Origin of the sequence: Stenotrophomonas maltophilia (assembly GCF_002799155.1) — a bacterium.
Classification (GTDB): Bacteria; Pseudomonadota; Gammaproteobacteria; order Xanthomonadales; family Xanthomonadaceae; genus Stenotrophomonas; species Stenotrophomonas maltophilia_R.
Window position 1 is genome coordinate 3,328,260 of record NZ_NERD01000002.1, and the last position, 24,088, is coordinate 3,352,347.

General features: G+C 66.1%; 22 protein-coding genes. 5 read left to right on the plus strand and 17 right to left on the minus strand.

Going from position 1 to position 24,088, the window contains the following annotated elements; translation table 11 throughout:
• Positions 1 to 236 precede the first annotated feature (236 nt).
• Positions 237 to 785: a GNAT family N-acetyltransferase gene (locus B9Y82_RS15935; RefSeq protein ID WP_100473986.1), complete on the minus strand. Its 549-nt coding sequence runs from the start codon at positions 783 to 785 to the stop codon at positions 237 to 239.
• Entirely contained in the window at positions 754 to 2,121 is a 1,368-nt protein-coding gene (gene glmU, locus B9Y82_RS15940; protein WP_100473987.1) for a bifunctional UDP-N-acetylglucosamine diphosphorylase/glucosamine-1-phosphate N-acetyltransferase GlmU, read from the minus strand. Before glmU ends, B9Y82_RS15935 begins: the two co-directional genes overlap by 32 nt.
• A gap of 83 nt (positions 2,122 to 2,204) precedes the next feature.
• On the opposite strand from glmU, the gene B9Y82_RS15945 reads away from it, so the two are divergent.
• On the plus strand, positions 2,205 to 2,588 hold the full coding sequence (locus B9Y82_RS15945; protein WP_100473988.1) for a GtrA family protein: 384 nt from the start codon (positions 2,205 to 2,207) through the stop codon (positions 2,586 to 2,588).
• 6 nt (positions 2,589 to 2,594) lie between these two features.
• On the opposite strand, the gene B9Y82_RS15950 is transcribed toward B9Y82_RS15945, so the two are convergent.
• The 10 genes from B9Y82_RS15950 to B9Y82_RS15995 all read right to left on the minus strand — a co-directional run bounded on the left by B9Y82_RS15950 (position 2,595) and on the right by B9Y82_RS15995 (position 12,098).
• On the minus strand, positions 2,595 to 4,808 hold the full coding sequence (locus B9Y82_RS15950) for a hypothetical protein (protein WP_100473989.1): 2,214 nt from the start codon (positions 4,806 to 4,808) through the stop codon (positions 2,595 to 2,597).
• 73 nt (positions 4,809 to 4,881) lie between these two features.
• Entirely contained in the window at positions 4,882 to 5,304 is a 423-nt protein-coding gene (locus B9Y82_RS15955; RefSeq protein ID WP_100473990.1) for a F0F1 ATP synthase subunit epsilon, read from the minus strand.
• A 113-nt stretch (positions 5,305 to 5,417) separates the two neighbouring features.
• Positions 5,418 to 6,824: a F0F1 ATP synthase subunit beta gene (atpD, locus tag B9Y82_RS15960; RefSeq protein ID WP_010481327.1), complete on the minus strand. Its 1,407-nt coding sequence runs from the start codon at positions 6,822 to 6,824 to the stop codon at positions 5,418 to 5,420.
• Between the two features lie 38 nt (positions 6,825 to 6,862).
• The gene (gene atpG / locus B9Y82_RS15965; RefSeq protein WP_005411129.1) at positions 6,863 to 7,726 is read right to left on the minus strand and encodes a F0F1 ATP synthase subunit gamma; all 864 of its coding nucleotides are present in this window, start codon (positions 7,724 to 7,726) and stop codon (positions 6,863 to 6,865) included.
• Between the two features lie 96 nt (positions 7,727 to 7,822).
• Positions 7,823 to 9,370 (minus strand): F0F1 ATP synthase subunit alpha, encoded by a 1,548-nt coding sequence (atpA, locus tag B9Y82_RS15970; protein ID WP_005411130.1) that lies wholly within the window; start codon positions 9,368 to 9,370, stop codon positions 7,823 to 7,825.
• A gap of 44 nt (positions 9,371 to 9,414) precedes the next feature.
• Entirely contained in the window at positions 9,415 to 9,942 is a 528-nt protein-coding gene (locus B9Y82_RS15975) for a F0F1 ATP synthase subunit delta (protein WP_100473991.1), read from the minus strand.
• A gap of 2 nt (positions 9,943 to 9,944) precedes the next feature.
• On the minus strand, positions 9,945 to 10,415 hold the full coding sequence (locus B9Y82_RS15980; protein WP_005419512.1) for a F0F1 ATP synthase subunit B: 471 nt from the start codon (positions 10,413 to 10,415) through the stop codon (positions 9,945 to 9,947).
• Between the two features lie 106 nt (positions 10,416 to 10,521).
• Entirely contained in the window at positions 10,522 to 10,827 is a 306-nt protein-coding gene (gene atpE / locus B9Y82_RS15985) for a F0F1 ATP synthase subunit C (RefSeq protein ID WP_005411133.1), read from the minus strand.
• A gap of 73 nt (positions 10,828 to 10,900) precedes the next feature.
• Positions 10,901 to 11,701, minus strand: coding sequence for a F0F1 ATP synthase subunit A (atpB, locus tag B9Y82_RS15990; protein WP_049466592.1), 801 nt, complete (start codon positions 11,699 to 11,701; stop codon positions 10,901 to 10,903).
• 31 nt (positions 11,702 to 11,732) lie between these two features.
• Positions 11,733 to 12,098, minus strand: a complete 366-nt coding sequence (locus B9Y82_RS15995; protein ID WP_014648497.1) for a hypothetical protein — start codon at positions 12,096 to 12,098, stop codon at positions 11,733 to 11,735.
• Between the two features lie 459 nt (positions 12,099 to 12,557).
• Between B9Y82_RS15995 and B9Y82_RS16000 the strand changes: the two genes are divergently transcribed.
• On the plus strand, positions 12,558 to 13,376 hold the full coding sequence (locus B9Y82_RS16000) for a hypothetical protein (protein WP_049429263.1): 819 nt from the start codon (positions 12,558 to 12,560) through the stop codon (positions 13,374 to 13,376).
• Between the two features lie 454 nt (positions 13,377 to 13,830).
• Here B9Y82_RS16000 and lpdA read toward each other — a convergent pair whose 3' ends face one another.
• The 3 genes from lpdA to B9Y82_RS16015 form a co-directional block, all read right to left on the minus strand.
• On the minus strand, positions 13,831 to 15,639 hold the full coding sequence (gene lpdA, locus B9Y82_RS16005) for a dihydrolipoyl dehydrogenase (protein WP_100473992.1): 1,809 nt from the start codon (positions 15,637 to 15,639) through the stop codon (positions 13,831 to 13,833).
• 107 nt (positions 15,640 to 15,746) lie between these two features.
• A complete protein-coding gene (aceF, locus tag B9Y82_RS16010; protein ID WP_100473993.1) occupies positions 15,747 to 17,465 on the minus strand; it encodes a dihydrolipoyllysine-residue acetyltransferase in 1,719 nt (572 codons plus the stop codon).
• A gap of 113 nt (positions 17,466 to 17,578) precedes the next feature.
• A complete protein-coding gene (locus tag B9Y82_RS16015; RefSeq protein WP_100473994.1) occupies positions 17,579 to 18,148 on the minus strand; it encodes a DNA-deoxyinosine glycosylase in 570 nt (189 codons plus the stop codon).
• Between the two features lie 186 nt (positions 18,149 to 18,334).
• Between B9Y82_RS16015 and B9Y82_RS16020 the strand changes: the two genes are divergently transcribed.
• The 3 genes from B9Y82_RS16020 (at position 18,335) to glpK (ending at position 22,179) form a co-directional block, all read left to right on the plus strand.
• A complete protein-coding gene (locus B9Y82_RS16020) occupies positions 18,335 to 18,970 on the plus strand; it encodes an OmpW/AlkL family protein (RefSeq protein ID WP_100473995.1) in 636 nt (211 codons plus the stop codon).
• Positions 18,971 to 19,095: 125 nt separating this feature from the next.
• Positions 19,096 to 20,577 carry a glycerol-3-phosphate dehydrogenase gene (gene glpD / locus B9Y82_RS16025; protein WP_100473996.1) on the plus strand — a complete coding sequence of 494 codons (1,482 nt, stop codon included), beginning with the start codon at positions 19,096 to 19,098 and terminating at the stop codon, positions 20,575 to 20,577.
• Positions 20,578 to 20,679: 102 nt separating this feature from the next.
• Positions 20,680 to 22,179 (plus strand): glycerol kinase GlpK, encoded by a 1,500-nt coding sequence (gene glpK / locus B9Y82_RS16030; RefSeq protein ID WP_100473997.1) that lies wholly within the window; start codon positions 20,680 to 20,682, stop codon positions 22,177 to 22,179.
• 56 nt (positions 22,180 to 22,235) lie between these two features.
• On the opposite strand, the gene B9Y82_RS16035 is transcribed toward glpK, so the two are convergent.
• A complete protein-coding gene (locus tag B9Y82_RS16035) occupies positions 22,236 to 23,030 on the minus strand; it encodes a MetQ/NlpA family ABC transporter substrate-binding protein (protein WP_100473998.1) in 795 nt (264 codons plus the stop codon).
• A 26-nt stretch (positions 23,031 to 23,056) separates the two neighbouring features.
• Complete coding sequence (locus tag B9Y82_RS16040) at positions 23,057 to 24,028, minus strand: helix-turn-helix transcriptional regulator (RefSeq protein WP_100473999.1); 972 nt, start codon at positions 24,026 to 24,028, stop codon at positions 23,057 to 23,059.
• Positions 24,029 to 24,088: the final 60 nt, after the last annotated feature.

Below are 24,088 nucleotides of genomic sequence, written 5' to 3' on the forward strand. Positions count from 1 at the left end.
GGGTGCAGCTGTGGCTCTGGATGTTGGTTCCGCCTTGAGCGAGCCGAGCATCGCAGGGGAATCCGGGGCGCAGAGGCGCCGATGTTTGAGCGCAGCGAGTTCGGCGCCGTCCCCTGATTCACCGAGAAGCGCAGGGCACCGATGCGCAGCATCGGCTCGCGACCGGCGGAGCGTTTCTTTTGGTTACTTTTCTTTGCGCACAAAGAAAAGTAACGCCCATGACCGGTGGCCGACCTTCAGCCACCCAGCGAAGAGATGGATCGCCGCATCGCGACCCGCAGGTGCATCGGAAACCCAAGCGCAGCCTCTTCGGCCATGACTGCGCGCAGGCCGTCGCCCCACTCTGCCTCCGGCACTTCAACGAAGCCCTCGCTGGCATAGAAGGCCGCATTCCACGGCACATCGCTCAACGTGGTCAGCACCGCTGCAGCGAAGCCGGCGGCCCTGGCCTGTGCCAAGGCATGGCGCAGCAATGCACGGCCATGGCCGCGACGCGCACGCGCCGGGTCCACATCCATCTGCAGGACATGGAACTCGCCGCACAACTCGCCAGCCAGCAGGTAGCCCGCAATACCGCCTTCGGCGGCATCGACCACCCACAACTGGCCACGCCGAAGGCCGTCCTGCAGCGTCTGCAGGTCCAGGCCGTGCCCGGCAAACACCGGGTAGGCCTGGTGACCCTTCAGCAGTTCACCGGCGCGTTGTTCGATCGCCGGCAGCACGCCGAGCTCGTCGGCGTGCGGAAGGCGTGGCTCAGGATTTCTTGACCGGGCGCTTCCAGCCATCGATGGTTTCCTGTCGTGCACGTGCCAGTGTCAGCTTGCCGTCCGGGGCGGTGCGGGTGATGACCGAGCCTGCGGCGATGGTCGCGCCCTCGCCGATCGTCAGCGGCGCCACCAGTGAGCTGTTGGAGCCGATGAACGCGTTGTCGCCGATGGTGGTGGTCGACTTGTTCACGCCGTCGTAGTTGCAGGTGATGGTGCCGGCACCGATGTTCACCTTGCTGCCGATCACCGCATCGCCCAGATAGGTGAGGTGATTGGCCTTGCTGCCGACGCCGAGGGTGACCTTCTTGGTTTCAACGAAGTTGCCGACGTGCACGCCATCGGCCAGCACAGTGCCTGGGCGCAGGCGCGCGAACGGACCGACCAGTGCCGCGCCTTCGGTGACCACGCCTTCCAGGTCACAATGCGCGCGCACTTCGGTACCCGGACCGAGAGTGACGTCCTTCAGGCGATTGAACGGGCCAACGGTGACGCCGTCGCCGAGCACGATATTGCCTTCAAGAACGACATCGACATCGATCAGCACGTCACTGCCCACGGTGACGGTGCCACGGATGTCGAGTCGTGCCGGGTCGCGCACGCGTGCGCCCTGTGCGCACAGCGCCCGCACCGCGCGGCGCTGCCAGGCGCGTTCCAGCTGCGACAGCTGCCAGGGATCGTTCGCCCCCTCGGCTTCCTGCGCGTCGGCCACCAGCGCCATTTCGGCCGGGGTGTACTCATGCGCGGCAAACGCGAACACGTCGGTCAGGTAGTACTCGCCCTGTGCATTGCGGTTGGAGAGCTGCGACAGCCAGCGGCGCAGCGCGGTCGACTCCGCAGCGATGATGCCGGTGTTGATCGTACGCACGCGCAGCTGGTCGTCGGTGGCGTCCTTCTGCTCCACGATCGCACCCACCTTGCCTTCGGCATCGCGCAGCACGCGGCCGTAACCGGTCGGGTCATCAACCTCGGCGACCAGCACCGCCAACCGCCCCGGCTGCGCCAGCAGGTCGCGCAGGGTCTGCGCGCGGATCAGCGGTACATCGCCGTACAGCACCAGCACCTGTACGGCATCCGGCACCTGCGGCATTGCCTGCGCCACCGCGTGGCCCGTACCCAGCTGCTGCGCCTGTTCAGCCCACTGCAGGTCGGGCTGGTCGGCGAACTGCTGCCGCACTGCCTCACCGCCATGGCCATAGACCACGTGGATGGCAGCCGACTGCAGCTCGCGGGCTGCATCGATCACGTGCGCCAGCATCGGCTGGCCGGCGATCGGCTGCAGCACCTTCGGCAGCGCCGACTTCATGCGCTTGCCGGCGCCGGCGGCGAGGATGATGACGTGCAGGGCTTGGGTCATAGGAGCGGCGGTCCGTGGTTCGTTGCCGGTGATTCTAGAGCGTGGGCCGTTAACATGGGCATCCCTCCTCCTTCACCATGCCGATGAGCCTTGTCCGCCAGGGAAGCGCCTACCTCCTCATCGGGCTCGTGCAGCTGCTCGTCGATTGGCTGGTGTTCGTGGTCGCCACCGCGCTGGGCATGGCGGTGGCACCGGCCAACGTCGCCGGACGCCTGGCGGGCATGCTGCTGGGCTTCTGGCTCAATGGCCGCTACACCTTTGCCGAGGCCGGCGCCCACAAGCTGGGCTGGAGGCGTTTCGCACGCTTTTTCGCGCTGTGGCTGCTGCTGACCGCGGCAAGCACGTTGCTGGTGAGCGTGGTCGACCACGCGCTTGGCCTGCAGTACGCCTGGTTGGCCAAGCCGCTGGTGGAAGGCGGGCTGGCGTGCGTGTCGTTCCTGTTGATGCGCTACCTTGTGTACCGCTGATCGGGGTCAGCGATCACCGGCGCCGTGCAGGCGCGCGCTCACTCCCTCACGCCACAGCTGCAGCGCGCTGTAGCGCAACCGCACCTGATGCTGCCCGGCCGGCACGCACAACGCATGGAAGAGGCCATTACCGCGCAGCAGCGGCAGCACCTGGCCATCCTCGAGCTGCGCCTGCCAGCCACGGCCGGTGGTTTCGTTGATCACCACCCACGCCGCACGGTCGGCCACCACCGTCAGCTCGATGCGTCCGGGCAGGTACTGCAGCACCTGCACCGTGGCCTCACCAGCATCCTGTTCGGCGCAGAGGCTGCTGGCGGCGGCGGGCAGCCACAGCTGCCGTTTGAAATCGGTCTGGTTGAACAGCGGTGCAGGCGGTAGACGCTCGTCATGGCGGCGCACCTGCCGCGGATTCAGTACGCGTGGCAGCACGCTGCCGCGCCGCGCAAGTTCCACCTGGTTGCCCTGCGCACTGGAGCCCGGGAATGGCTCCTGGGCCAGCAGCCAACGCACGCCCAGCAGGTCGTACAGGGGAGCAGCGGTGTCTGGCATCCAGGCAGTGGGAGCTTTCTGCTGGAAGGTATCGACCGGTTCGCCCGGCATCCCGGTCATCTGCAGATAGTCGCTTGCCAGCAGGGGGTTGTAGCCATTTGCCAGCGCAATGGCATGCACCGCCGCACCGTTGGTGAGTCCACCGATGCCGAAGACCACCGCGCGCTCGGGTATGCCGATATGCCGCTCTGCCGCCAGCAACGCATAGGCGCGCTGCGCAGGACCCGCACGATCGGCGGTGAGCACCGATTTGGTGCCGCTGCCCGCGTTGAAGCTGGTGCCGACGTTGAACAACAGCAGGTCCAGCAGCACCAGTGCCAGCACCCAGCGCGCAGGCGCCGGGTGGCGGCGCAGCACCTGCACTGCGGCCACGCCCAGCGCGGCGCTGACGGCAAGCCAGGCGAAGGCGAGCGGATGGCCATGATCGATCGCCAGCCATGCGGCACACGCAGCCAGCATCGCGACGGCCGACACAGACACCCAGTGCAATCGCAACGGTTGCCGCTGCAGGGCAACCTGCAGCGCATTGGCACCCAACCACGCCGCCGCGGGCACGGTAAGGAACAGCGCATCGGATGGGCGCCGGAACAGGTCCAGCCCCGGAAGCCAGCCAAACAGCCAGGGGAACAGCGGCGTCGCGCCACCCACCGCGACCAGGATCGCCAGCGTCAGCGCACACAGCGCGATGCGGGCCGCCGCCGGCCTGCGCCGCAGCACCTCACCGCCCCAGAGCAGCCACAGCGCCAGCGGCACTGCCCCCAGATAGAGGTAGTCGGCGCTGATGTCACCGAAGGCCCAGCTATCGCCGCGCCCCTGCGAGAACACGTTGCCCGACAGCAGTGTCACCAGTGTCTGCCAGTGGATGGCACCGGGCAGCGCGGCTTCCAGCGACAAGCCATTGCGATTGGTCTGGTCCAGCCAGGCCAGCGTGGACAGCCACTGCGGCGCACTCACAGCGCCGGCGAGAATGGCCACCACGCCCAGCTGCCACAGCAGGCGCACGCGCTGCCCCTGTGCCAGCAGGACAGCACCCACGGCGTAGATCGCGCACGCGAGGATGATGAAATAGGTGACCTGGGTCAGTTGCAGCGCACACAGGCCGCCGGCCACACCGGCCAGCAGAATGTCGCGCATCCGTCCCCGCCGGCGGACCTGCTCCAGGCCCAGCCACAGCCAGGGCAGCAGGCAGTAACTGATGATCATCGGCGTGTGCTGCAGGCGCGAAGCGGCCACGCCCCCGAACATCAACGTGAGTGCGAACAGCAGCTGCGCGGGCGGCGCCATGCCCTGCAGGCGGCCCAGCCGCAGCGCACCCAGGCCGCCTGCCAGCACATGCAGCAGCACCACCACCGTAAACAGGTGCAGGGAGCTGGGTGCCAGCAGCATCGGCAGCAGCATCGTCGGCTGCAGCGTCATCATCTGCGGGTCGGCCACCTGCGGGTAGCCACCGTAGAGATAGGGATTCCACCAGGGGGCCTGCAGATGACGCAGCTGCTCGGCACTGAAGCTGACAGCCGGGAAGAACTGCTGCACGGCGTCGAAGGGAATGGTCTTGATGCCACTGAGCCATGGTAGGCACAGGACCATCCAGGCAACCAGGAATGCGCCCGCCGGTGTGCGCCACTGCCGCTGCCAGCTGCCGCCCTCTATCGTTGTCGAATACTGCTGCATTCCCTGCTCCTGTGGAGAACAAACAAAAACGCCGGCATGCAAGCCGGCGTTTCTGCTTGATGACGCGCGAACCTCAGTGCTTGAGGGCCTTGCGCAGGCGCTCCAGCGCCTGCAGCTGGACGACGGCTTCGGCCAGCTTCTGCTGGGCTTCAGCCACTTCCATCGCTTCGCCGCGGTTGGCCAGGATGCGCTCGGCTTCTTCCTTGGCCTTGCGGACCGAGGCTTCGTCGATGTCCTGTGCGCGGATCGCGGTGTCGGCCAGCACGGTCACCACCTGCGGCTGCACTTCCAGGATGCCGCCGGAAATGGCGAAATCCAGCTGCTCGCCGTTCGGCGTGGTCACCACCACCTTGCCCGGCTTCAGGCGGGTGATCAGCGGCGCGTGCTTGGGCGCGATGCCCAGTTCGCCCAGCTCACCGGTGGCCACGACCAGGGTCGCTTCGCCACGGAAGATTTCCTGCTCGGCGCTGACGATGTCGCAACGGATCGTGCTCATGCAAATCTCTTCGCTGTTCGCGGCGGCGCAATGCCACCGTGGGGGTCCACCGGCGCGGGCGGTTGCCCGGCGCCGGCGTCAGGTCGGGCAGGATCGCTCCCGCCCGTCCCGGATCAGGCCTTCTCGGCCATCTTCTTGGCCTTCTCGACCGCTTCTTCGATGCCGCCGACCATGTAGAACGCCTGCTCCGGCAGGTGGTCGTACTCGCCATCGACGATGGCCTTGAAGCCACGGATGGTGTCCTTCAGCGGCACGTACTTGCCCGGCGAACCGGTGAACACTTCGGCCACGTGGAACGGCTGGCTGAAGAAGCGCTCGATCTTACGGGCGCGCGACACGGCCTGCTTGTCCTCTTCGGACAGCTCGTCCATGCCCAGGATCGCGATGATGTCCTTCAGTTCCTTGTACTTCTGCAGGGTCTGCTGGACGCGCTGGGCGGTGTCGTAGTGCTCGTGGCCGATGACCAGCGGGTCCATCTGGCGGCTGGTGGAGTCCAGCGGATCGACGGCCGGGTAGATACCCAGCGAGGCGATCGAACGCGACAGGGTCACGGTCGAGTCCAGGTGGGCGAAGGTGGTCGCCGGCGACGGGTCAGTCAGGTCGTCCGCGGGAACGTAGACGGCCTGGATCGAGGTGATCGAACCGTTCTTGGTCGAGGTGATGCGTTCCTGCAGGACGCCCATTTCCTCGGCCAGGGTCGGCTGGTAACCCACGGCGGACGGCATGCGGCCCAGCAGTGCCGACACTTCGGTACCGGCCAGGGTGTAGCGGTAGATGTTGTCGACGAACAGCAGGACGTCCTTGCCCTTGCCGTTTTCGTCCTTCTCGTCGCGGAAGTACTCGGCCATGGTCAGGCCGGTCAGGGCGACGCGCAGACGGTTGCCCGGCGGCTCGTTCATCTGGCCGTACACCATCGCCACCTTGTCCAGGACGTTGGAGTCCTTCATTTCGTGGTAGAAGTCGTTGCCCTCACGGGTACGCTCACCCACGCCGGCGAACACGGACAGGCCGCTGTGCGCCTTGGCGATGTTGTTGATCAGTTCCATCATGTTGACGGTCTTGCCGACGCCGGCGCCGCCGAACAGGCCGACCTTGCCGCCCTTGGCGAACGGGCACATCAGGTCGATGACCTTGATGCCGGTTTCCAGCAGCTCGGTGGCCGGGGACTGGTCTTCGTACGACGGAGCCGCACGGTGGATTTCCCAGCTGTCGCTGGCGGCCACCGGGCCGGCTTCGTCGATCGGGCGGCCCAGCACGTCCATGATGCGGCCCAGGGTGCCAGCACCGACCGGCACGGAGATGCCGCGGTTGGTGTTGGTGGCAACCAGGTTGCGCTTCAGGCCGTCGGTGGAACCGAGGGCGATGGTACGCACCACGCCGTCGCCCAGCTGCTGCTGGACTTCAAGGGTAATTTCGGTGTTGTCGACCTTCAGTGCGTCGTACACCTTCGGCACCGACTCACGCGGGAATTCGACGTCGACGACCGCGCCGATGATCTGAACGATCTTGCCCTGACTCATTGCTGCATCCTCTAAATGTGTGCTTTGAACGAACGCGGTCAGACTGCTGCCGCGCCGCCGACGATTTCGGAGATTTCCTGGGTGATCGCTGCCTGGCGCGCCTTGTTGTAGACGAGCTGCAGGGTGCCGATCAGCTTGTTGGCGTTGTCGCTCGCCGCCTTCATCGCAACCATGCGTGCCGCATGCTCGGAGGCGACGTTTTCCAGCAGTGCCTGGTACACCAGCGACTCGATGTAACGCGTCATCACGTGCTCGAGCACGGTCGCGGCATCGGGTTCGTACAGGTAGTCCCAGTCGTGGTGAGCGACCTGCTTCTCAGCCGGCGGCAGCGGCAGCAGCTGATCGAAGCTGGCCTTCTGCACCATGGTGTTCACGAAGCGGTTGTAGACCAGGTACACGCGGTCGATCTTGCCCTCGGTGAAGGCGTCGAGCATCACCTTGATCACACCGATCAGCGACTCCAGCTTCGGCACGTCGCCGATGTGGGTCACGCTGCCGACCATGTTGACCTTCACGCGGCGGAAGAAGGTCGACGCCTTCTGGCCGATGGTCACCAGGTCAACTTCCGCACCCTTGTCCTGCCATGCCTTGGCTTCGCCCAGCATCTTGCGGAACAGGTTGTTGTTCAGGCCACCGGCCAGGCCGCGATCGGAGGAGATCACGATGAAGCCGACCCGCTTGACCTGCTCGCGCTCGACCAGGAACGGATGCTGGTAATCGGTACTGGCCTGGGCCAGGTGCCCAATCACCTGCTTCATCGCCTGCGCGTACGGACGCGAGGTCTTCATCCGATCCTGCGCCTTGCGGATCTTGGAGGCCGAGACCATTTCCAGGGCGCGCGTCACCTTGCGGGTGTTCTGCACACTCTTGATCTTGGTTTTGATTTCGCGTCCGCTTGCCATCTCTTGTTTCCCGTGGCGCGGGGCAGATGCCCCGCGTTGTTCAACCGTTTGTCATCTGGTCCAGCGGAGCCAGCGCTCCGCTCTACAGGACCGCGATTACCAGCTGCCGGTGGTCTTGAACTCGGCGATGCCCTTCTTGAAGGCACCTTCGATGTCGTTGTCCCAACCGCCGGTGGCGTTGACCTTGCTGACCAGCTCGCCCTGGGTGTTGGCGAAGTGGGCGTGCAGGCCCTCCTCGAACGCCAGCAGCTTGTTGACCGGCACGTCGTCGAGGTAACCCTCGTTGACGGCGTAGATCGACAGCGCCTGGTTGGCGATCGACATCGGCGCGTACTGCTTCTGCTTCATCAGCTCGGTGACGCGCTGGCCACGCTCCAGCTGCTTGCGGGTCGCTTCGTCCAGATCCGAGGCGAACTGCGCGAACGCAGCCAGCTCACGGTACTGGGCCAGCGAGATGCGGATGCCGCCCGACAGCTTCTTGATGATCTTGGTCTGGGCCGAGCCACCGACGCGCGACACCGAGATACCGGCGTTCACGGCCGGGCGGATGCCGGCGTTGAACAGGTCGGTTTCCAGGAAGATCTGGCCGTCGGTGATCGAGATCACGTTGGTCGGAACGAAGGCGGACACGTCGCCAGCCTGGGTTTCGATGATCGGCAGCGCGGTCAGCGAACCGGTCTTGCCGGTGACCTTGCCTTCGGTGAACTTCTCGACGTATTCCTCGGACACGCGCGCAGCGCGTTCCAGCAGGCGCGAGTGCAGGTAGAACACGTCACCCGGGTAGGCTTCGCGGCCCGGCGGGCGCTTCAGCAGCAGCGAGATCTGGCGGTAGGCGACGGCCTGCTTGGACAGATCGTCGTACACGATCAGCGCGTCTTCGCCGCGGTCCATGAAGTACTCACCCATGGTGCAGCCCGAGTAGGCGCTGATGTACTGCATGGCAGCCGATTCGGAAGCAGTCGCGGCCACAACGATGGTGTGGGCCAGAGCGCCGTTCTCTTCCAGCTTGCGCACGATGTTGGCGATGGTCGAAGCCTTCTGGCCGATCGCAACGTACACGCACTTGATGCCGGTGCCCTTCTGGTTGATCACCGCATCGATCGCCATGGCAGTCTTGCCGGTCTGGCGGTCGCCGATGATCAGCTCGCGCTGGCCACGGCCGATCGGGATCATCGAGTCGACCGACTTGTAACCGGTCTGCACCGGCTGGTCGACCGACTTGCGCCAGATCACGCCCGGAGCAACGCGCTCCACCGGAGCGGTCAGGTCGGTGCCCAGCGGGCCCTTGCCGTCGATCGGCTCGCCCAGCGCGTTCACGACGCGGCCCAGCAGTTCCGGACCGACCGGCACTTCCAGGATGCGGCCGGTGGTCTTGGCGACGTCGCCTTCGCGCAGGTGCTCGTAGTCACCCAGGACCACGGCGCCGACCGAGTCGCGCTCCAGGTTCAGGGCCAGTGCGAAGGTGTTGTTCGGCAGTTCGATCATTTCGCCCTGCATCACGTCGGCCAGACCGAAGATGCGCACGATGCCGTCGGACACGCTGGTCACGGTGCCTTCGTTGCGCGATTCCGCGGCCAGCTTGACCTTCTCGATGCGGTTCTTGATCAGTTCGCTGATTTCGGAGGGGTTGAGCGTGGTTGCCATCGTCAAGTCCTAGTGCCGGCAGCGGGGCCGGACGTTAAATGAATTCAGTTAGCGAGCGCGGTCTGCAGACGGGCCAGCTTGCCCTTCAGCGAACCATCGATGACCACGTCGCCGGCATCGATCACGGCGCCGCCGATCAGCGAGGCATCGACCGCGGTGGTCACTTCGACCTCGCGGTTGAAGCGCTTGCGCAGCGCAGCCTTGATCGCGTCCAGTTCACCGGCCGACAGATCGGCCGCCGAGGTCACCGTGGCCTTGACCACGTGCTCGGCTTCGGCGCGCAGGGCGTCGAACATGCCGGAGATTTCCGGCAGCAGCGGCAGACGATGCGATTCGGCCAGGATGGCCAGGAAGCGCGAGTAGGTCTCGCCGTGGGACACCGGCGCCAGCAGGGCGACGGCGTCGTCACGACCCAGCTCCGGGTTGGCGAGCAGGGCCGCCACGCGCGGGTCGGCGGCGACGTGGGCGGAGAACGCCAGGGCGTCCGACCACGGCGCGAACGCGCCTTCGTCGCGCGCGGTCGCGAACGCGGCGCGGGCGTACGGGCGGGCAAGCGTGAGGGCCTGGCTCATCCTTAGATCTCCGAGGCCAGCTCGTCGAGCAGCGCCTTGTGGGCGTTGGCGTCGATTTCGCGCTTGAGCAGCTTTTCGGCACCGGTCACGGCCAGCGCGGACACCTGCTTGCGCAGATCTTCACGGGCACGGTTGGCGGCGGCGTCGATTTCAGCCTGGGCCAGCTCCTTCTGACGGGTGGCTTCGGTGATTGCTTCGTTACGGGCAGCATCAACGATCTGGTTGGCACGCGCGTGGGCCTGATCGATGATCTCGTTGGCCTTGGTGCGGGCTTCCTTCAGCGCTTCGTTGACCTTCTCCTGCGCCTGGGCCAGATCTTTCTGGCTGCGGTCGGCAGCAGCGAGGCCTTCAGCAATCTTCTGCTGGCGCTCTTCGATCGCGTTCATCAGCGGCGGCCAGATCTTGGTCGCGATGATCCAGATCAGACCAGCGAAGGCCAGCGCCTGCGCAAGAAGGGTGAAATTGATATTCATGGTTAGCTCGATCGCTGGTTTCGGGGTGGACGCGCCGCCGTAGCGGCGCATCCGGCCTTCATCCGAAACCGGGTGCAGCAGCACCCGGTCGTCTCAAACCGCTGTATCAGCCGGCCAGAGCCTTGGTGACGGCGCCAGCAAAGGCAGCCGACAGCGGGTTGGCGAAGGCCAGCAGCAGGCCAACGGCGACCGAGATGATGAACGCGGCGTCGATCAGGCCGGCGGTGATGAACATGCGGACCTGCAGGACCGGGATCAGTTCCGGCTGGCGGGCGGCCGACTCCAGGAACTTACCAGCCATGATGGCCAGACCCAGACCGGCGCCCAGCGCGGCCAGGCCGATCATGATGCCGACGGCAAGGGCGGTGGAGCTCTGAATCTGCGCGAAGTTGGTCAGGACGGCGAAGTACATGGTTATCTCCAGGAACTTAAGTTGCTAAGGGTGATGAAACGGATGAAGGTTGAAACGCGTTGAAGCTTGAAACTCAGTGAGCGTCTTCCGACAGGCTCAGGTACACGATCGACAGCATCATGAAGATGAAGGCCTGCAGCGGGATCACCAGCAGGTGGAACAGCATCCAGCCAAGGCCGAACGCACCACCGGCAATGGCACCGAAGAAACCGGCACCACCCAGCACCCAGATCAGCAGGAACACGATTTCGCCGCCGAACATGTTGCCGAACAGTCGCATCGCCAGCGAGATCGGCTTGCTCAGCCACTCGACGATGTTGAGGATCAGGTTGAACGGCATCATCCACTTGCCGAACGGCGCCGTCAGGAATTCCTTGATGAAGCCAAGCAGGCCCTTGGACTTGAGCGCGAAGAACAGCATCAGGAAGAACACGCTGATGGCCATGCCGAGGGTGGCATTGACGTCAGCGGTCGGCACCGGCTTCCAGTAGTGGATGCCCGCCCATTCCAGCGGCTTGGCGATGAAGTCGGCCGGGATCATCTTGATCAGGTTCATCATCAGGATCCAGAAGAAGATCGTGATGGCGATCGGCGTGACCAGCTTGCTCTTGCCGTGATAGGTGTCCTTGGCCTGGCGGTCGACGAACTCCAGGCAGATCTCGACGAAGGCCTGCCACTTGCCCGGCACGCCGGCAGTGGCCTTGCGGGTCCCCAGCCAGAACGCGACAACGATCACCAGGCCCATCAGGACCGCGGTGAGGAAGGTATCGACGTGGATATGCCAGAACATACCCTCACCCTTGCCGACCGGTGCGGTCAGGTTGTGCAGGTGATGCTGGATGTAGCTGGTAGGGGTTAGAGCCTCGCCCGCCATGTGTCCGGAACCTTCAGTTAATTGAATTCTGTCAACGCCTGGCCATGGCCAGGACCTGGAACATCAAGCCGACGGCGATACCGGCCAACAGCGCCAGTGCAGGCAGCTTGAAGACCAGGAACCCCACCAGCAGGACGCCGAAAACCACCACCCACTTGGCCACGATCGCAATGATCAGGCGCGCCATCGCCGATCCTGCGGCCACCGCCCCTCCGCCCAGTGCCATCCGTGCCGCCACCCAACCACCGGCCGAAATGGCCACACCGGACGCCAGCGCGCCGAGGGCATATTTCGGACCCACCAGCAGGAAGGCCAGGGCCAGGACAGCCACTGCGGCCAGCGGGTAGACCGCGGCGCGCAGCATCAGTCGCCGACCCGCATCAACGGAGTTCAGCACAGGACGTCCCGCGTGGTTGCAAGTGGAGGGCTGAGGCGGCTACAGCAGGGGGGCCTCATCGAGCCGCCAAATTATAGCAATGGGACAATTTGCGAGACAACCGCTCCCTGTTCATCCCAGGAGGCCGCAAGTTGCGGTAACGGTTACATTTTTGCGTGCCACCCAGGGGACAATGACGTCCGCATGATGCTGCACTGCAGTATTGAACTTTGGTCGCAGGCCGCGGAACTTTCGCCGCAGGCGCCGGTCCGATCTTTCGACCTGCCTGCAGCAACCTCGTCGACGCTCCGCCCCGCAGGTCCCACGATGGCCCCGAAGCCCGGCTCCGGGGCCATCTCTTTGCATCATCGCGACAGCGCTGAACCGTGCACACCCTGTGGACCATACGTTCACGGATGGTGGACGGGCCTGTCCTGCACAGTGATCTTCATTCTGATGAACCACTGCAAGGACTCTTCGATGCGCTCCGTACCCACCCTGCTCGCCCTCTCCCTGCTCGCCGCCGGGGCCTCGTTCGCCACTGCCGCCCATGCCGCCGAAGGCGATGACCGCTTCGCCCTGCGCCTGGGTGCAATGAACATCGACTCGGACAATACCCTCCGCGGCAAGACCAACGTGGCCGGCCAGGACATCGGCTTCTCCGAGGACTTCAAGCTGGGTGGCAAGGAATGGGAGCCGCGCATCGACGGCATGTTCCGCATCAGCAACCGCCAGCGCCTGCTGTTCAACTACTTCAAGTACGACAAGGACCGCCGCGAGACCCTCGGCCAGGACATCTCCTTCGGTGACGTCAACGTGCCGTCGGGCAGCTTCGTCAAGGGCGAGCTGAAGTACCAGGTCGCCAGCCTGGTCTATGACTACTCGGTGGTGGACACCGATACCTTCGACCTCGGCCTGCAGCTGGGCGCCGAGTACGCCAAGGTCAGCACCAAGGCCTACGCCGATCTGGGTACCGTCTACGAAGGCCAGTTCCTCAACGAGAAGACCGACGGCGTGGCGCCGGTGGTCGGTGCGCGGCTGAGCTTCACCCCGTCGGAGAAGTGGATGATCACGCTGCAGGGCCAGTACCTCAACACGCGCTGGGGCAGCTTCGATGACTACAAGGGCGACCTGAGCCGCGCCAACGCCATCGTCGATTACCGCTTCACCAAGAACTTCGGCGTGTTCGCCGGCTACGACTGGTTCAAGCTCGACGCGGACAAGAAGGGCAGCGACGGCACCATCGGCCTGAAGCAGGAATTCAAGGGCCCGGTGGCCGGCGTCAGCTTCGTGTTCTGATCCCCCACCCCTTCCACGGCACTCTCTCCTGGCGCGGCCTCCGGAACATCGGGGCCGCGCTTTTTTGTGCTGTTTTTCCCTGCGTGCAGGAGCAAGTGCAGCTGGGTCGAGCGCTTGAGGGAGCGGGGGCTGGGCGCGAATGTCCCCCGGCGCCGGCCTGCGGCCGGCACCTCCTCCTTTGCTTCGCCCCCAGCCCCCGCTCCCTCCGCGTTTCAGGCATCCAGGCGGTAGCTCCCGGCTATCCGCAAGCCGAGCCGCTGCGCGGGTGGCAGGCGTTTGGACAAAGTAAAGGCGGAGGCGACCGCCGCAGGCGGACGGCGGGGGACATTTGTCCAAACGCCTGCCACCCGCGCAGCGGCCCAGACCCTCGCGATGTGCTGCCGAAGGTATCCCCGCAGCCAACAAAAAACCCCGGCAGAGGCCGGGGCTTTTTGTACGGAATGGCGCGAACGCCTTACTTCTTCTTCGGCATGTACAGATCGGTGATCGTGCCGTCGTAGATTTCCGAGGCCATCGCCACCGATTCGCTCAGCGTCGGGTGCGCATGGATAGTGTGGCCGATGTCCTCGGCTTCCGCACCCATCTCGATCGCCAGGCCGATCTCGGCCAGCAGGTCACCGGCATGCACGCCAACGATGGCACCACCGATGATGCGGTGGGTCTCTTCGTCGAAGATCAGCTTGGTGAAGCCCTCGGTGCGGCCGATGCCGATCGCGCGGCCACTGGCGGCCCACGGGAACTTGGCCACGCCCACCTTCAGGCCCTTGGCCTTGGCTTCGGTTTCGGTGACGCCAACCCAGGCGATTTCCGGGTTGGTATAGGCCACCGACGGAATCACGCGGGCCACCCACTCCTTCTTGTGGCCGGCAGCCACTTCGGCCGCCAGCTTGCCCTCATGCGTGGCCTTGTGGGCCAGCATCGGGTTGCCGACGATGTCGCCGATGGCAAAGATGTGCGGCACGTTGGTGCGCATCTGGCGATCGACCGGGATGAAGCCACGGTCGGTGACCTGCACGCCGGCCTTTTCGGCATCGATCTTCTTTCCGTTCGGCGAGCGACCCACGGCCACCAGCACGCGGTCGAAGGTGCCCTGCGCCAGCGCAGGCGCCTGGCCTTCCTCGGCGGCGTCGAAGCTCACGGTGATGCCCTTGGCATCGGCGGTGACGCCCGAGGCCTTGGTCTTCAGGTGGACTTCGATGCCCTGCTTCTTCAGGCGGTCGGCCAGCGGCTTGACCAGGTCCTTGTCGGCGCCCGGCATCAGCTGGTCCATGAACTCGACCACGGTGACCTTGCTGCCCAGTGCGCTGTACACGGTGGCCATTTCCAGACCGATGATGCCGCCGCCGACGACCAGCAGCGAGCCCGGCACTTCGGCCAGCTCCAGCGCGTCGGTGGAGTCCATCACGCGCTTGTCGTCCCACGGGAAGTTCGGCAACTTCACTGCCTGCGAACCGGCGGCGATGATGCACTTCTGGAAACGCAGCAGCTGGGTACTGCCGTCCGCGGCGGTGATTTCCAGCTCGTTGGCCGACAGGAACTTGCCGACGCCTTGCACATTGCGGACCTTGCGCTGCTTGGCCATGCCGGCCAGGCCCTTGGTCAGCTGGTTGACGACTTTTTCCTTGTACTCGCGCAGCTTGTCCAGGGTGATGGTCGGCTTGCCGAACGCGACGCCGAAATCACCGGCGTGGGCCACTTCGTCGATCACCGCAGCAGCATGCAGCAGCGCCTTGGACGGAATGCAGCCCACGTTGAGGCAGACGCCGCCGAGGCTGGCGTAGCGCTCGACCAGCACCGTATCCAGGCCGACGTCGGCGGCGCGGAAGGCGGCGGTGTAGCCGCCCGGGCCGGAACCCAGCACGACCATCTCGCATTCGATATCGGCCGGCTTGCCGCTGGACAGCGCCGGCTTCGGTGCCGCCGGTTCAGCCGGGGCGCGATGCGACGGGGTCACCGGCGGCTTGCTGGCTGGGGCGGCCGCAGCGGGAGCCGGCGCGGCGGCCTTGGCCGGCGCGGCGGCGGCGCCTTCAGCGTCCAGCACCACGACCACGGCGCCTTCGGACAGGGTGTCGCCCAGCTTGACCTTGATTTCCTTGACCACGCCGGCGGCCGAGGACGGCACTTCCAGGGTGGCCTTGTCCGACTCCAGGGTCACCAGACCCTGATCCTTCTTCACCGTGTCGCCGACGGCGACCAACACTTCGATCACCGGCACATCGCTGTAATCGCCGATGTCGGGAACCTTGACTTCAATCGTGGCCATGGTGGGGTTTCCTCGTGCCCGCCCGGCGGCGCCGGCGGGCTGTCACTGCATCTGTTCACGCGGCCGCGCCAGGGGCGGCGGCCGCACGGTGGGGGCGAAGCGGTGCCTTACAGCAGCACGCGGCGCATGTCGGCCAGTACCTGCGACAGGTACGTGGTGAAGCGTGCGGCCAGTGCGCCGTCGATGACGCGGTGGTCGTAGCTCAGCGACAGCGGCAGCATCAGCTTCGGTGCGAATTCCTTGCCGTTCCAGACCGGCTGGATGGACGACTTGGAAACGCCGAGGATGGCCACTTCCGGTGCATTGACGATCGGGGTGAACGCGGTGCCGCCGATGCCACCCAGCGAGCTGATCGAGAAGCAGCCGCCGCTCATGTCGGCCGGGCCCAGCTTGCCGTCGCGCGCCTTCTTGGCCAGTTCGCCGGTTTCCTGCGCGATCTGCACCACGCCCTTCTTGTCCACGTCGCGGATGACCGGCACGACCAGGCCGTTCGGCGTGTCGGCGGCGAAGCCGATGTGGAAGTACTTCTTCAGGGTCAGGTTTTCACCGCTGGCATCGAGCGAGGCGTTGAATTCCGGGAACTTCTTCAGCGCCGCGGCACTGGCCTTGATCAGGAAGGCGAGCATGGTCAGCTTGATGCCGGCCTTCTCGTTTTCCTTGTTCAGCGCCACCCGCAGGCCTTCCAGGTCGGTGATGTCGGCCTGTTCGAACTGGGTGACGTGCGGGATCATGGCCCAGTTGCGCGCCAGGTTCGCACCCGAGATCTTCTTGATGCGCGACAGCGGCTGGACTTCGGTCTCGCCAAACTTGCTGAAGTCGACCTTCGGCCACGGCAGCAGGTTCAGGCCACCACCGGCAGCGACAGCAGCACCGCCGGCAGCCGGCACGCCGCCGCTGAGTGCGGCCTTGACGAACTTCTGCACATCACCCTTGGTGATGCGGCCACCCTTCTCGGTGCCGTTGATCTGCAGCAGGTCCACGCCCAGTTCGCGGGCGAACACGCGCACCGCCGGGGTGGCATACGGCACCTTGGCCGGCAGCACGCCATCGGCGTTGAACTGCACCGGCGGGCTGGACGGGGTACCGGCCGAGGCGATCTCGCGGGCCGCCAGCTTGTCCGGCTGCGCCGGCACGGCGACCGGCTCGACCTTGGTGGCGGTCTCGGCGGCAGCCGGAGCGGCAGCAGCGGCAGCCTTGGTCGGCGCCGGCGCGGCAGCGCCCTCGGCTTCGATGATGGCGACCACATTGCCCTGCGACAGAGTGTCGCCGACCTTGACCTTCAGTTCCTTCACCACGCCAGCCACCGACGACGGCACTTCCATGGTCGCCTTGTCGCTTTCCAGCGTGACCAGGCCCTGGTCCTTCTTGACCGTGTCACCGACGGCGACCAGCACTTCGATGACCGGAATGCCGGAATAGTCGCCGATATCCGGCACCAGGGCTTCAACCGCACCACCGCTGGCAGCCGGAGCGGCCGGCGCAGCCGCGGCCGGGGCCGGCGCGCTCTGGGTGGCGGCAGCCGGAGCTGCGGCCTTGGCCGGTGCCGGCGCGGCAGCGGCCGGCTTGGCGGCTTCGGCTTCGCCTTCGGCCACTTCGATCAGCGCCACGACCTTGCCTTCGGACAGGCTGTCGCCCACCTTGACCTTGAGTTCCTTGACCACGCCGGCCACCGAGGACGGCACTTCCATGGTCGCCTTGTCGCTTTCCAGCGTCACCAGGCCCTGGTCCTTCTTGACCGTGTCGCCGACGGCGACAAGCACCTCGATTACCGGGATATCGCTGTAGTCACCGATATCGGGGACAAGTGCTTCCTTGATTTCGGCCATGGGGATAACTCCGGCAATCTGGTGTAGGGAAACGTCTATTGTGCGGCCAGCGGGGGCCAGCGCCAACCGTTACAGGTGTTTTCAGTACGCACGCAGCCGGGACACGCTGTTGCTCATGGGCTGCGGCCGCGACCAGTCGGTAGCGTATTGTCCGGACGATGTCCGCTTGATGTCGCCAGTACGTCGGCTACCGGCTGCCAGGCCTGGCGCAGGCGCGGCAGCGACCACCCTGCATTGGCCGGGCTGGTCGATGGCAGTGCGACCACCTTTGGCGGGGCCTGCAGCCGTGGCAGCACCCAACGCTGGAATGCCTGCAGCGAGGCACCGCCATTGCAGCCGATCAGCTTCAGCTCAGGCAGCGTGGCGATCAGTTCCGGCAGCGCATTGGCCACTTCCGTGCCACGCACGATGCCCGCATCCAGGCTGCCACGACGCTCGCAGCGACCGATCACATCCCACAGGCCGATGCCCGCAGCGCCCAACGCCTGCAGCCGCTGCGCGTAGGCCAGACCTGGATCGAAACCGCAGATGTCCGCCATCAGCGGCCAGAAACGATTGCGCGGATGCGCGTAGTAGCGCTGCTCCTGCAGGGACGCCACGCCTGGCATCGAGCCCAGCAGCAGCACCCGGCACTCCGCGTTCACCTGCGCTTGCAAACCCACGCACATCGTTGCCTCGCTCACATCTCCTCCAACTGCATGAATGTCGCCGAAGGCCGAAAGGCCCATGAAAACAGGCTTTCCGCTCCGGTCGCTGAACAAGGAAAACTATTTTTTAACGTGCGTCGGATTCGATTCATGTTGGGGCGACTACGGTGTGCTCGCCCCGCAACCGGGGGCCCAAAACAAGAAACATTAGGAGATACCCCCATGCGCTCCATCCGTATCCTGAGTCTCGCCCTGCTGACCTCCGCCGCCTTCGCGCCGGCCGCTTTCGCCCAGGACAGCAGCACCACCGATACCGCTTCGGGCAAGCATTTTGCCGTTGTTGGCGGCATCTCGCTGCTGGAACCGAAGAACGACCCGATCACCGGCGTGAAGAAGACCGACGGTGGCCCGGCGCCGACCGTCAGCTTCAGCTACTACATCAACGACAACTGGGCCGTTGAGCTGTGGGGCGCTGCCGACAAGTTCGACAACAAGTTCAAGGGCCCGAACAACGCCCGCCTGGGCTCGGTCGAGCAGCAGCCGGTCGCGCTGAGCGGCCAGTACCACTTCGGCCAGGCTGACAACGTGTTCCGCCCGTTCGTGGGCGTCGGCTACTACCAGTCCAGCTTCAGCAACGAGAAGCTGGGCAACGGCGCTGACAGCGACATCCGCTTCAAGGATGCCAAGGGCGTGATCGGCACCGTCGGCGTTGACATGAACATCAACTCCACCTGGTTCGCCCGTGCTGACGCCCGCTACATGCGCGCCCGCCCGGACATCAAGGTCGGCGGCGAGAAGATCGGCGAAGCCAAGATGGACCCGTGGACCGTCGGCTTCGGCATCGGCGCCCGCTTCTGATCCAGGCAACGCTGCTTCACTGATGTAACGCGACGGGCCCTTCGGGGCCCGTCGTCGTTTCCGTCACCGCAGGCCCGTGTAGAGTCGGCTGTGGCTCGACTCTACCGGCGGATGCGAGGGGCCCCATGCACGAAATCGACCTGCTGGTGATCGGTGGCGGCATCAACGGCGCCGGCATTGCCCGTGACGCCAGTGGCCGCGGCCTGCGCGTGCTGCTGTGCGAACAGCACGACCTGGCCGCGCACACCTCCAGTGCCAGCAGCAAACTGATCCATGGCGGCCTGCGCTACCTGGAACAGGGCCAGTTCGGGCTGGTGCGCAAGGCGCTCGGCGAACGTGAGGTGGTGCGCCGGCAGGCGCCCCATCTGGTCCATCCGCTGCGCTTCGTACTGCCCTGGGAGCCACACCTGCGCCCGCGATGGATGCTGCGCATGGGGCTGTGGCTGTACGACCATCTGGGCCGGCGCGGCCCCGCCTTCCCCGCGTCACGCGCGCTGGACCTGCAACGCGACCCGCTTGGCCACTGGCTCTCCCCGACGCTGCGGCAGGCCTTCAGCTACGCCGATGCGCAGGTCGATGACGCGCGATTGGTACTGCTCATCGCCCTGGATGCCGCGCAGCGAGGCGCACAGGTGCGGGTGCGCAGTCGCTGCATCGACCTGTGCCCCACGCAGGGCCGATGGCAGGCTGTTCTGGAGTCCGCCGATGGCCAGTCGCACCATGTGAATGCGCGCGCCGTGGTCAATGCGGCAGGGCCGTGGGCCGGGGGCCTGCTGGAACGGATGCAGACGCGCAGCGGCGGCCCCGCACTGCGCCTGGTGCAAGGCAGCCACATCGTGCTGCGCCGGCCCTGGCCCGATGACAGCGCCTGCCTGCTGCAGCAACCCGACGGACGCGTGGTGTTCCTGCTGCCCTTCGCGCACGACCACCTGCTGGTTGGCACGACCGACACCGACTATCGCGGTGACCCGGCGCGCTGCAGCGTGCTGCCTTCCGAGGTGGCGTACCTGTGCGAAGCGGCCAATCGCTACCTGCGCGAACCCATCGCACCGGAGGAGGTGGTCTGGGCGTTCGCCGGCGTCCGTCCGCTGCTGGCTGACCCGGATCCGCGCGCGGCAAAACTCAGCCGCGACTACCGCCTGCAGTTGCAGGCGGACCCGGCACCGGCGCTGCATGTGCTGGGCGGCAAGCTGACCACCTATCGGGTGCTGGCCGAAGAGGCAGTGGACCTGCTGCGTCCTGCCCTGCCACAGATGGGACCGGCGTGGACGGCACGCGGAGACCCGCTGCCGGGCAGCGACTGGGGTGACGCCGCACAGGCAGGCTCGCGCTTGCTGGCGCTGGCACCGTGGTTGCCCGCAGGTATCGCGCGACGCTGGGCCGGGGCCTATGGCAGTCGCAGCGCGGAACTGCTGCAGGGTGTACAGGGCGTGCACGATCTTGGCGAGGAGTTTGGCGACGGCCTGCATGCGCGCGAAGTGGACTTCCTGCGCGAACACGAGTGGGCATACAGCACCGACGATATCCTGTGGCGGCGGAGCAAGCTGGGGTTGCGGCTGGATGCTGCGCAGGTGGCACGGCTGCAGGCGTGGATGTCGCAACGGTAGCGCCGGGCCATGCCCGGCGGACATCATGCAACGCAGCCGAGCATGGCCCGGCTGTACAGAGAGCAAGGTAAATTACCCTGACCGCTCTACCGGAGACGCTGCATGACGCCCCGCTACGTGCTGGCCATCGACCAGGGCACCACCAGTTCGCGCGCGATCCTGTTCGACCGTGCCGGCAACATCGTCGGCAGCGCGCAGCGCGAGTTCGCGCAGATCTTCCCGCAGCCCGGCTGGGTCGAGCATGACCCGCGCGAGATCCTTACCAGCGTCTATGCCACGCTGACCGAGCTGCTCAGCCGCGGGCAGATCGACCCGCGCCATATCGCCGCACTGGGCATCACCAACCAGCGCGAAACCACCGTGGTCTGGGACCGCGCCACCGGCCAGCCGATCCACAACGCCATCGTCTGGCAATCGCGGCAGAGCCACGCCATCTGCGAGCGGCTCAAATCCGAGGGGCATGAAGCGCTGATCCGCGAGCGGACCGGCCTGCTGATCGATGCCTATTTCTCCGCCACCAAGGTGCGCTGGATCCTCGACCACGTGGAGGGCGCGCAGCAGCGCGCCGAACGTGGCGAGCTGCTGTTCGGCACCATCGACAGCTGGCTGGTGTGGAACCTGAGCGGTGGCCAGACGCATGTGACCGACTACAGCAACGCCGCGCGCACCCTGCTGTTCAACATCCACACCCTGGACTGGGATGACGACCTGCTGGCGCTGCTCGACATCCCGCGCGCGATGCTGCCGCAGGTGCGCGACTCCAGCGCAGTCTACGCACATACCCGGCCGCAGTTCTTCTTCGACCACCCGATCCCGATCGCCGGCATCGCCGGTGACCAGCAGGCGGCGCTGTTCGGCCAGGCCTGCTTCCGGCCGGGCATGGTCAAGAACACCTATGGCACCGGCTGTTTCATGCTGATGCATACCGGTGCGCAGGCGGTGCGCTCGCGCAACGGCCTGCTGACCACCATCGCCTGGGGCCTGGACGGGCGCGTGGAATACGCGCTGGAAGGCTCGATCTTCATCGCCGGCTCGGTGGTGCAGTGGCTGCGCGACGGTCTGCGGATGATCGAACGCGCCAGCGACAGCCAGGCACTGGCCACGCAGGTGCCCGACAGTGGCGGCGCTTACCTGGTGCCCGCGTTCGTCGGCCTCGGCGCGCCCTATTGGCGCAGCGATGTACGCGGTGCGATGTTCGGGTTGACCCGTGGCACCCGCAAGGCGCACTTCGTGCGCGCCGCGCTGGAAGCGATGGCCTACCAGACCCGTGATGTGCTCGATGCGATGCAGTCCGACGCGGGCATCGCGCTGACCGAGCTGCGCGCCGACGGCGGTGCGATCGGCAACGACTTCCTGGCCGGGTTCCAGGCCGACATCCTCGGCGTGCCGCTGCTGCGGCCTCGGCTGACCGAGACCACCGCACTGGGCGCGGCCTACCTGGCCGGCCTGGCGGTGGGGTTCTGGACCAGCCGCGAACAGATCGCCGCGCAGTGGGGCCTGGACCGGCGCTTCGAGCCGCAGATGGAGGTGGCCTGGCGCGAGAAACTGTATGCCGGATGGCAGCAGGCCGTTGCCGCTACCCTCGCCTTCCACGTGGATTAAGGCGGTGTCGACCAAGGTCGACACCCACCACAGGCATCGTCAGCGGATCGGCGCGGTCAGAACGCCGGCAGCACCGCGCCCTTGTACTTGGTCTCGATGAAGGCCTTCACCTGCGGGCTGGTCAGCGCCTTGGCCAGCTTCTGCACGCGAGCGTCGTCCTTGTTGTCCGGGCGCGCGACCAGGAAATTCACGTACGGCGAGTCCTTGCTCTCGATCGCCAGCGCATCCTGGGTCGGGTTGAGGCCGGCGTCCAGCGCGTAGTTGGTATTGATCAGGGCCAGATCGACCTGGTCCAGAACGCGCGGCAGCATCGCCGAGTCCAGCTCGCGGAACTTCAGGTTCTTCGGGTTGGCGCTGATGTCGCGCTGGGTCGACAGCGCGTTGGTCGGGTCCTTCAGCTCGATCACGCCAGCCTTGTGCAGCAGGATCAGCGCACGGCTGTTGTTGCTCGGGTCGTTCGGGATCACCACGTCGGCGCCTTCACGCAGCTCGGCCAGCGACTTGACCTTGCGCGAGTACGCACCGAACGGCTCGATGTGGACGCCGATCACTTTCACCAGGTCGGTCTTGCGGTCGCGGTTGTAGGCATCCAGGTACGGCTCGGTCTGGAAGTAGTTGGCGTCCACCTGCTTCTGCACCAGCTGGTCGTTGGGCTGCACGTAGTCATTGAACACGCGCACGTCCAGGTCCACGCCTTCCTGCTTGAGGATCGGCTTGACCACCTCGAGGATCTCGGCATGCGGCACGGCCGTGGCGGCCACCACCAGCTTCTGCGAGGGCTCGCCAGACGAGCCGCAGGCGGTCAGGGCCAGCGCAGCGGCGAGCAGGGGCAGCAACAGGGTCTTCTTCATGGGGGATTGGGTTCTCGGGGGGAGTGTCAGGATTTTTCGTAGTTGCTCAGGGCCAGCTCAAGCAACGCCTTGGCCTGCTCGCGCAGCATCATCGGCTCGACGATCTCGGCATCCGAGCCGTAATGCAGCACATCCATCAGCAGCTCGCGCGAGACGCTGTACGGCACCTTCAGCTCATAGCGGCCGTCGGCCAGGAAGCGGCCCTGCTGCTTGGAATGCCAGTGCTCGTCGGCCACCCAGCGCGCGGCCTTGGCGCTGAACAGGATGGTCGCCCAACCCTTCGGCGCGCCGGAGAAGATGCCGTAGCTGGCACCAAGCTGCTCATCCAGCTCGCTGTCGGCGACATCGCGCGCGGTGCTGTCGACCACCCGCGCCTTGTGGATGCGGTCCACCGCAAAACTGCGCAGGGCTTCGCGGTCATGGTCCCAGGCATCCAGGTACCAGTTGTCGCGATAGTGGGTCAGGCGCTGCGGCGAGACGGTGCGCTTGGTCGGCTCGTCGGTGGAGCGGGCGCGGTACTCGAACGCCAGCTGACGGCGCTCCAGCACAGCCGAAGCGACGCTGCGGAAGCTGCCCTCGTCGAACTTGCGGCCACGGTGCGGGATCACCCGCACGCGGTCGACCGGCCAGCTGGATACGCCGGCCTGGGCCGCCAGCAGGCTTTCGATGCGTTGCTGCAGCGGCGCCAGCACCGACGACAGCACACCGCCGCCGGTACGCGCCAGCAGGTGCTGCGAGGCCAGCAGGGCGTGCAGCTCCTCCGAGCTGAGCCACAGGCCTGGCAGCTCGAAACGGTCGCTCTCGTCAGCCTGGTAGCGGAAGCCCGCCTCGCCGTCGCCCTCGATCGGTGCCATCAGCGCATCGCGCAGGAAGGCCAGGTCGCGGTAGACGGTGGCGCGGGAACAACCGAGCTTGTCCTGCAGGGTCGCCACCGTCACCGGATAGCGCGCGGACTTGAGCAGACGATGCAGGGCGGTGATGCGTTCGTATCGGTCCATACCCCCGATTATGTCCGAGTCGCGGGTCTTGTGTGGGACGTTTGGGCTATCGTGGTCGCC

Coding starts and splice junctions, on each gene's coding strand:
- B9Y82_RS15945 (WP_100473988.1), top strand. CDS start 2,205: ATGAGCCTTGTCCGCCAGGGAAGCGCCTACCTCCTCATCGGGCTCGTG.
- B9Y82_RS16035 (WP_100473998.1), bottom strand. CDS start 23,030: ATGAAGAAGACCCTGTTGCTGCCCCTGCTCGCCGCTGCGCTGGCCCTG.
- B9Y82_RS15980 (WP_005419512.1), bottom strand. CDS start 10,415: ATGAATATCAATTTCACCCTTCTTGCGCAGGCGCTGGCCTTCGCTGGT.
- aceF (WP_100473993.1), bottom strand. CDS start 17,465: ATGGCCGAAATCAAGGAAGCACTTGTCCCCGATATCGGTGACTACAGC.
- atpA (WP_005411130.1), bottom strand. CDS start 9,370: ATGGCAACCACGCTCAACCCCTCCGAAATCAGCGAACTGATCAAGAAC.
- B9Y82_RS16020 (WP_100473995.1), top strand. CDS start 18,335: ATGCGCTCCATCCGTATCCTGAGTCTCGCCCTGCTGACCTCCGCCGCC.
- B9Y82_RS16000 (WP_049429263.1), top strand. CDS start 12,558: ATGCGCTCCGTACCCACCCTGCTCGCCCTCTCCCTGCTCGCCGCCGGG.
- B9Y82_RS15935 (WP_100473986.1), bottom strand. CDS start 785: ATGGCTGGAAGCGCCCGGTCAAGAAATCCTGAGCCACGCCTTCCGCAC.
- B9Y82_RS15975 (WP_100473991.1), bottom strand. CDS start 9,942: ATGAGCCAGGCCCTCACGCTTGCCCGCCCGTACGCCCGCGCCGCGTTC.
- B9Y82_RS16040 (WP_100473999.1), bottom strand. CDS start 24,028: ATGGACCGATACGAACGCATCACCGCCCTGCATCGTCTGCTCAAGTCC.
- B9Y82_RS15950 (WP_100473989.1), bottom strand. CDS start 4,808: ATGCAGCAGTATTCGACAACGATAGAGGGCGGCAGCTGGCAGCGGCAG.
- glpD (WP_100473996.1), top strand. CDS start 19,096: ATGCACGAAATCGACCTGCTGGTGATCGGTGGCGGCATCAACGGCGCC.
- atpE (WP_005411133.1), bottom strand. CDS start 10,827: ATGTACTTCGCCGTCCTGACCAACTTCGCGCAGATTCAGAGCTCCACC.
- atpB (WP_049466592.1), bottom strand. CDS start 11,701: ATGGCGGGCGAGGCTCTAACCCCTACCAGCTACATCCAGCATCACCTG.
- atpG (WP_005411129.1), bottom strand. CDS start 7,726: ATGGCAAGCGGACGCGAAATCAAAACCAAGATCAAGAGTGTGCAGAAC.
- glmU (WP_100473987.1), bottom strand. CDS start 2,121: ATGACCCAAGCCCTGCACGTCATCATCCTCGCCGCCGGCGCCGGCAAG.
- glpK (WP_100473997.1), top strand. CDS start 20,680: ATGACGCCCCGCTACGTGCTGGCCATCGACCAGGGCACCACCAGTTCG.
- lpdA (WP_100473992.1), bottom strand. CDS start 15,639: ATGGCCACGATTGAAGTCAAGGTTCCCGACATCGGCGATTACAGCGAT.
- atpD (WP_010481327.1), bottom strand. CDS start 6,824: ATGAGTCAGGGCAAGATCGTTCAGATCATCGGCGCGGTCGTCGACGTC.
- B9Y82_RS15955 (WP_100473990.1), bottom strand. CDS start 5,304: ATGAGCACGATCCGTTGCGACATCGTCAGCGCCGAGCAGGAAATCTTC.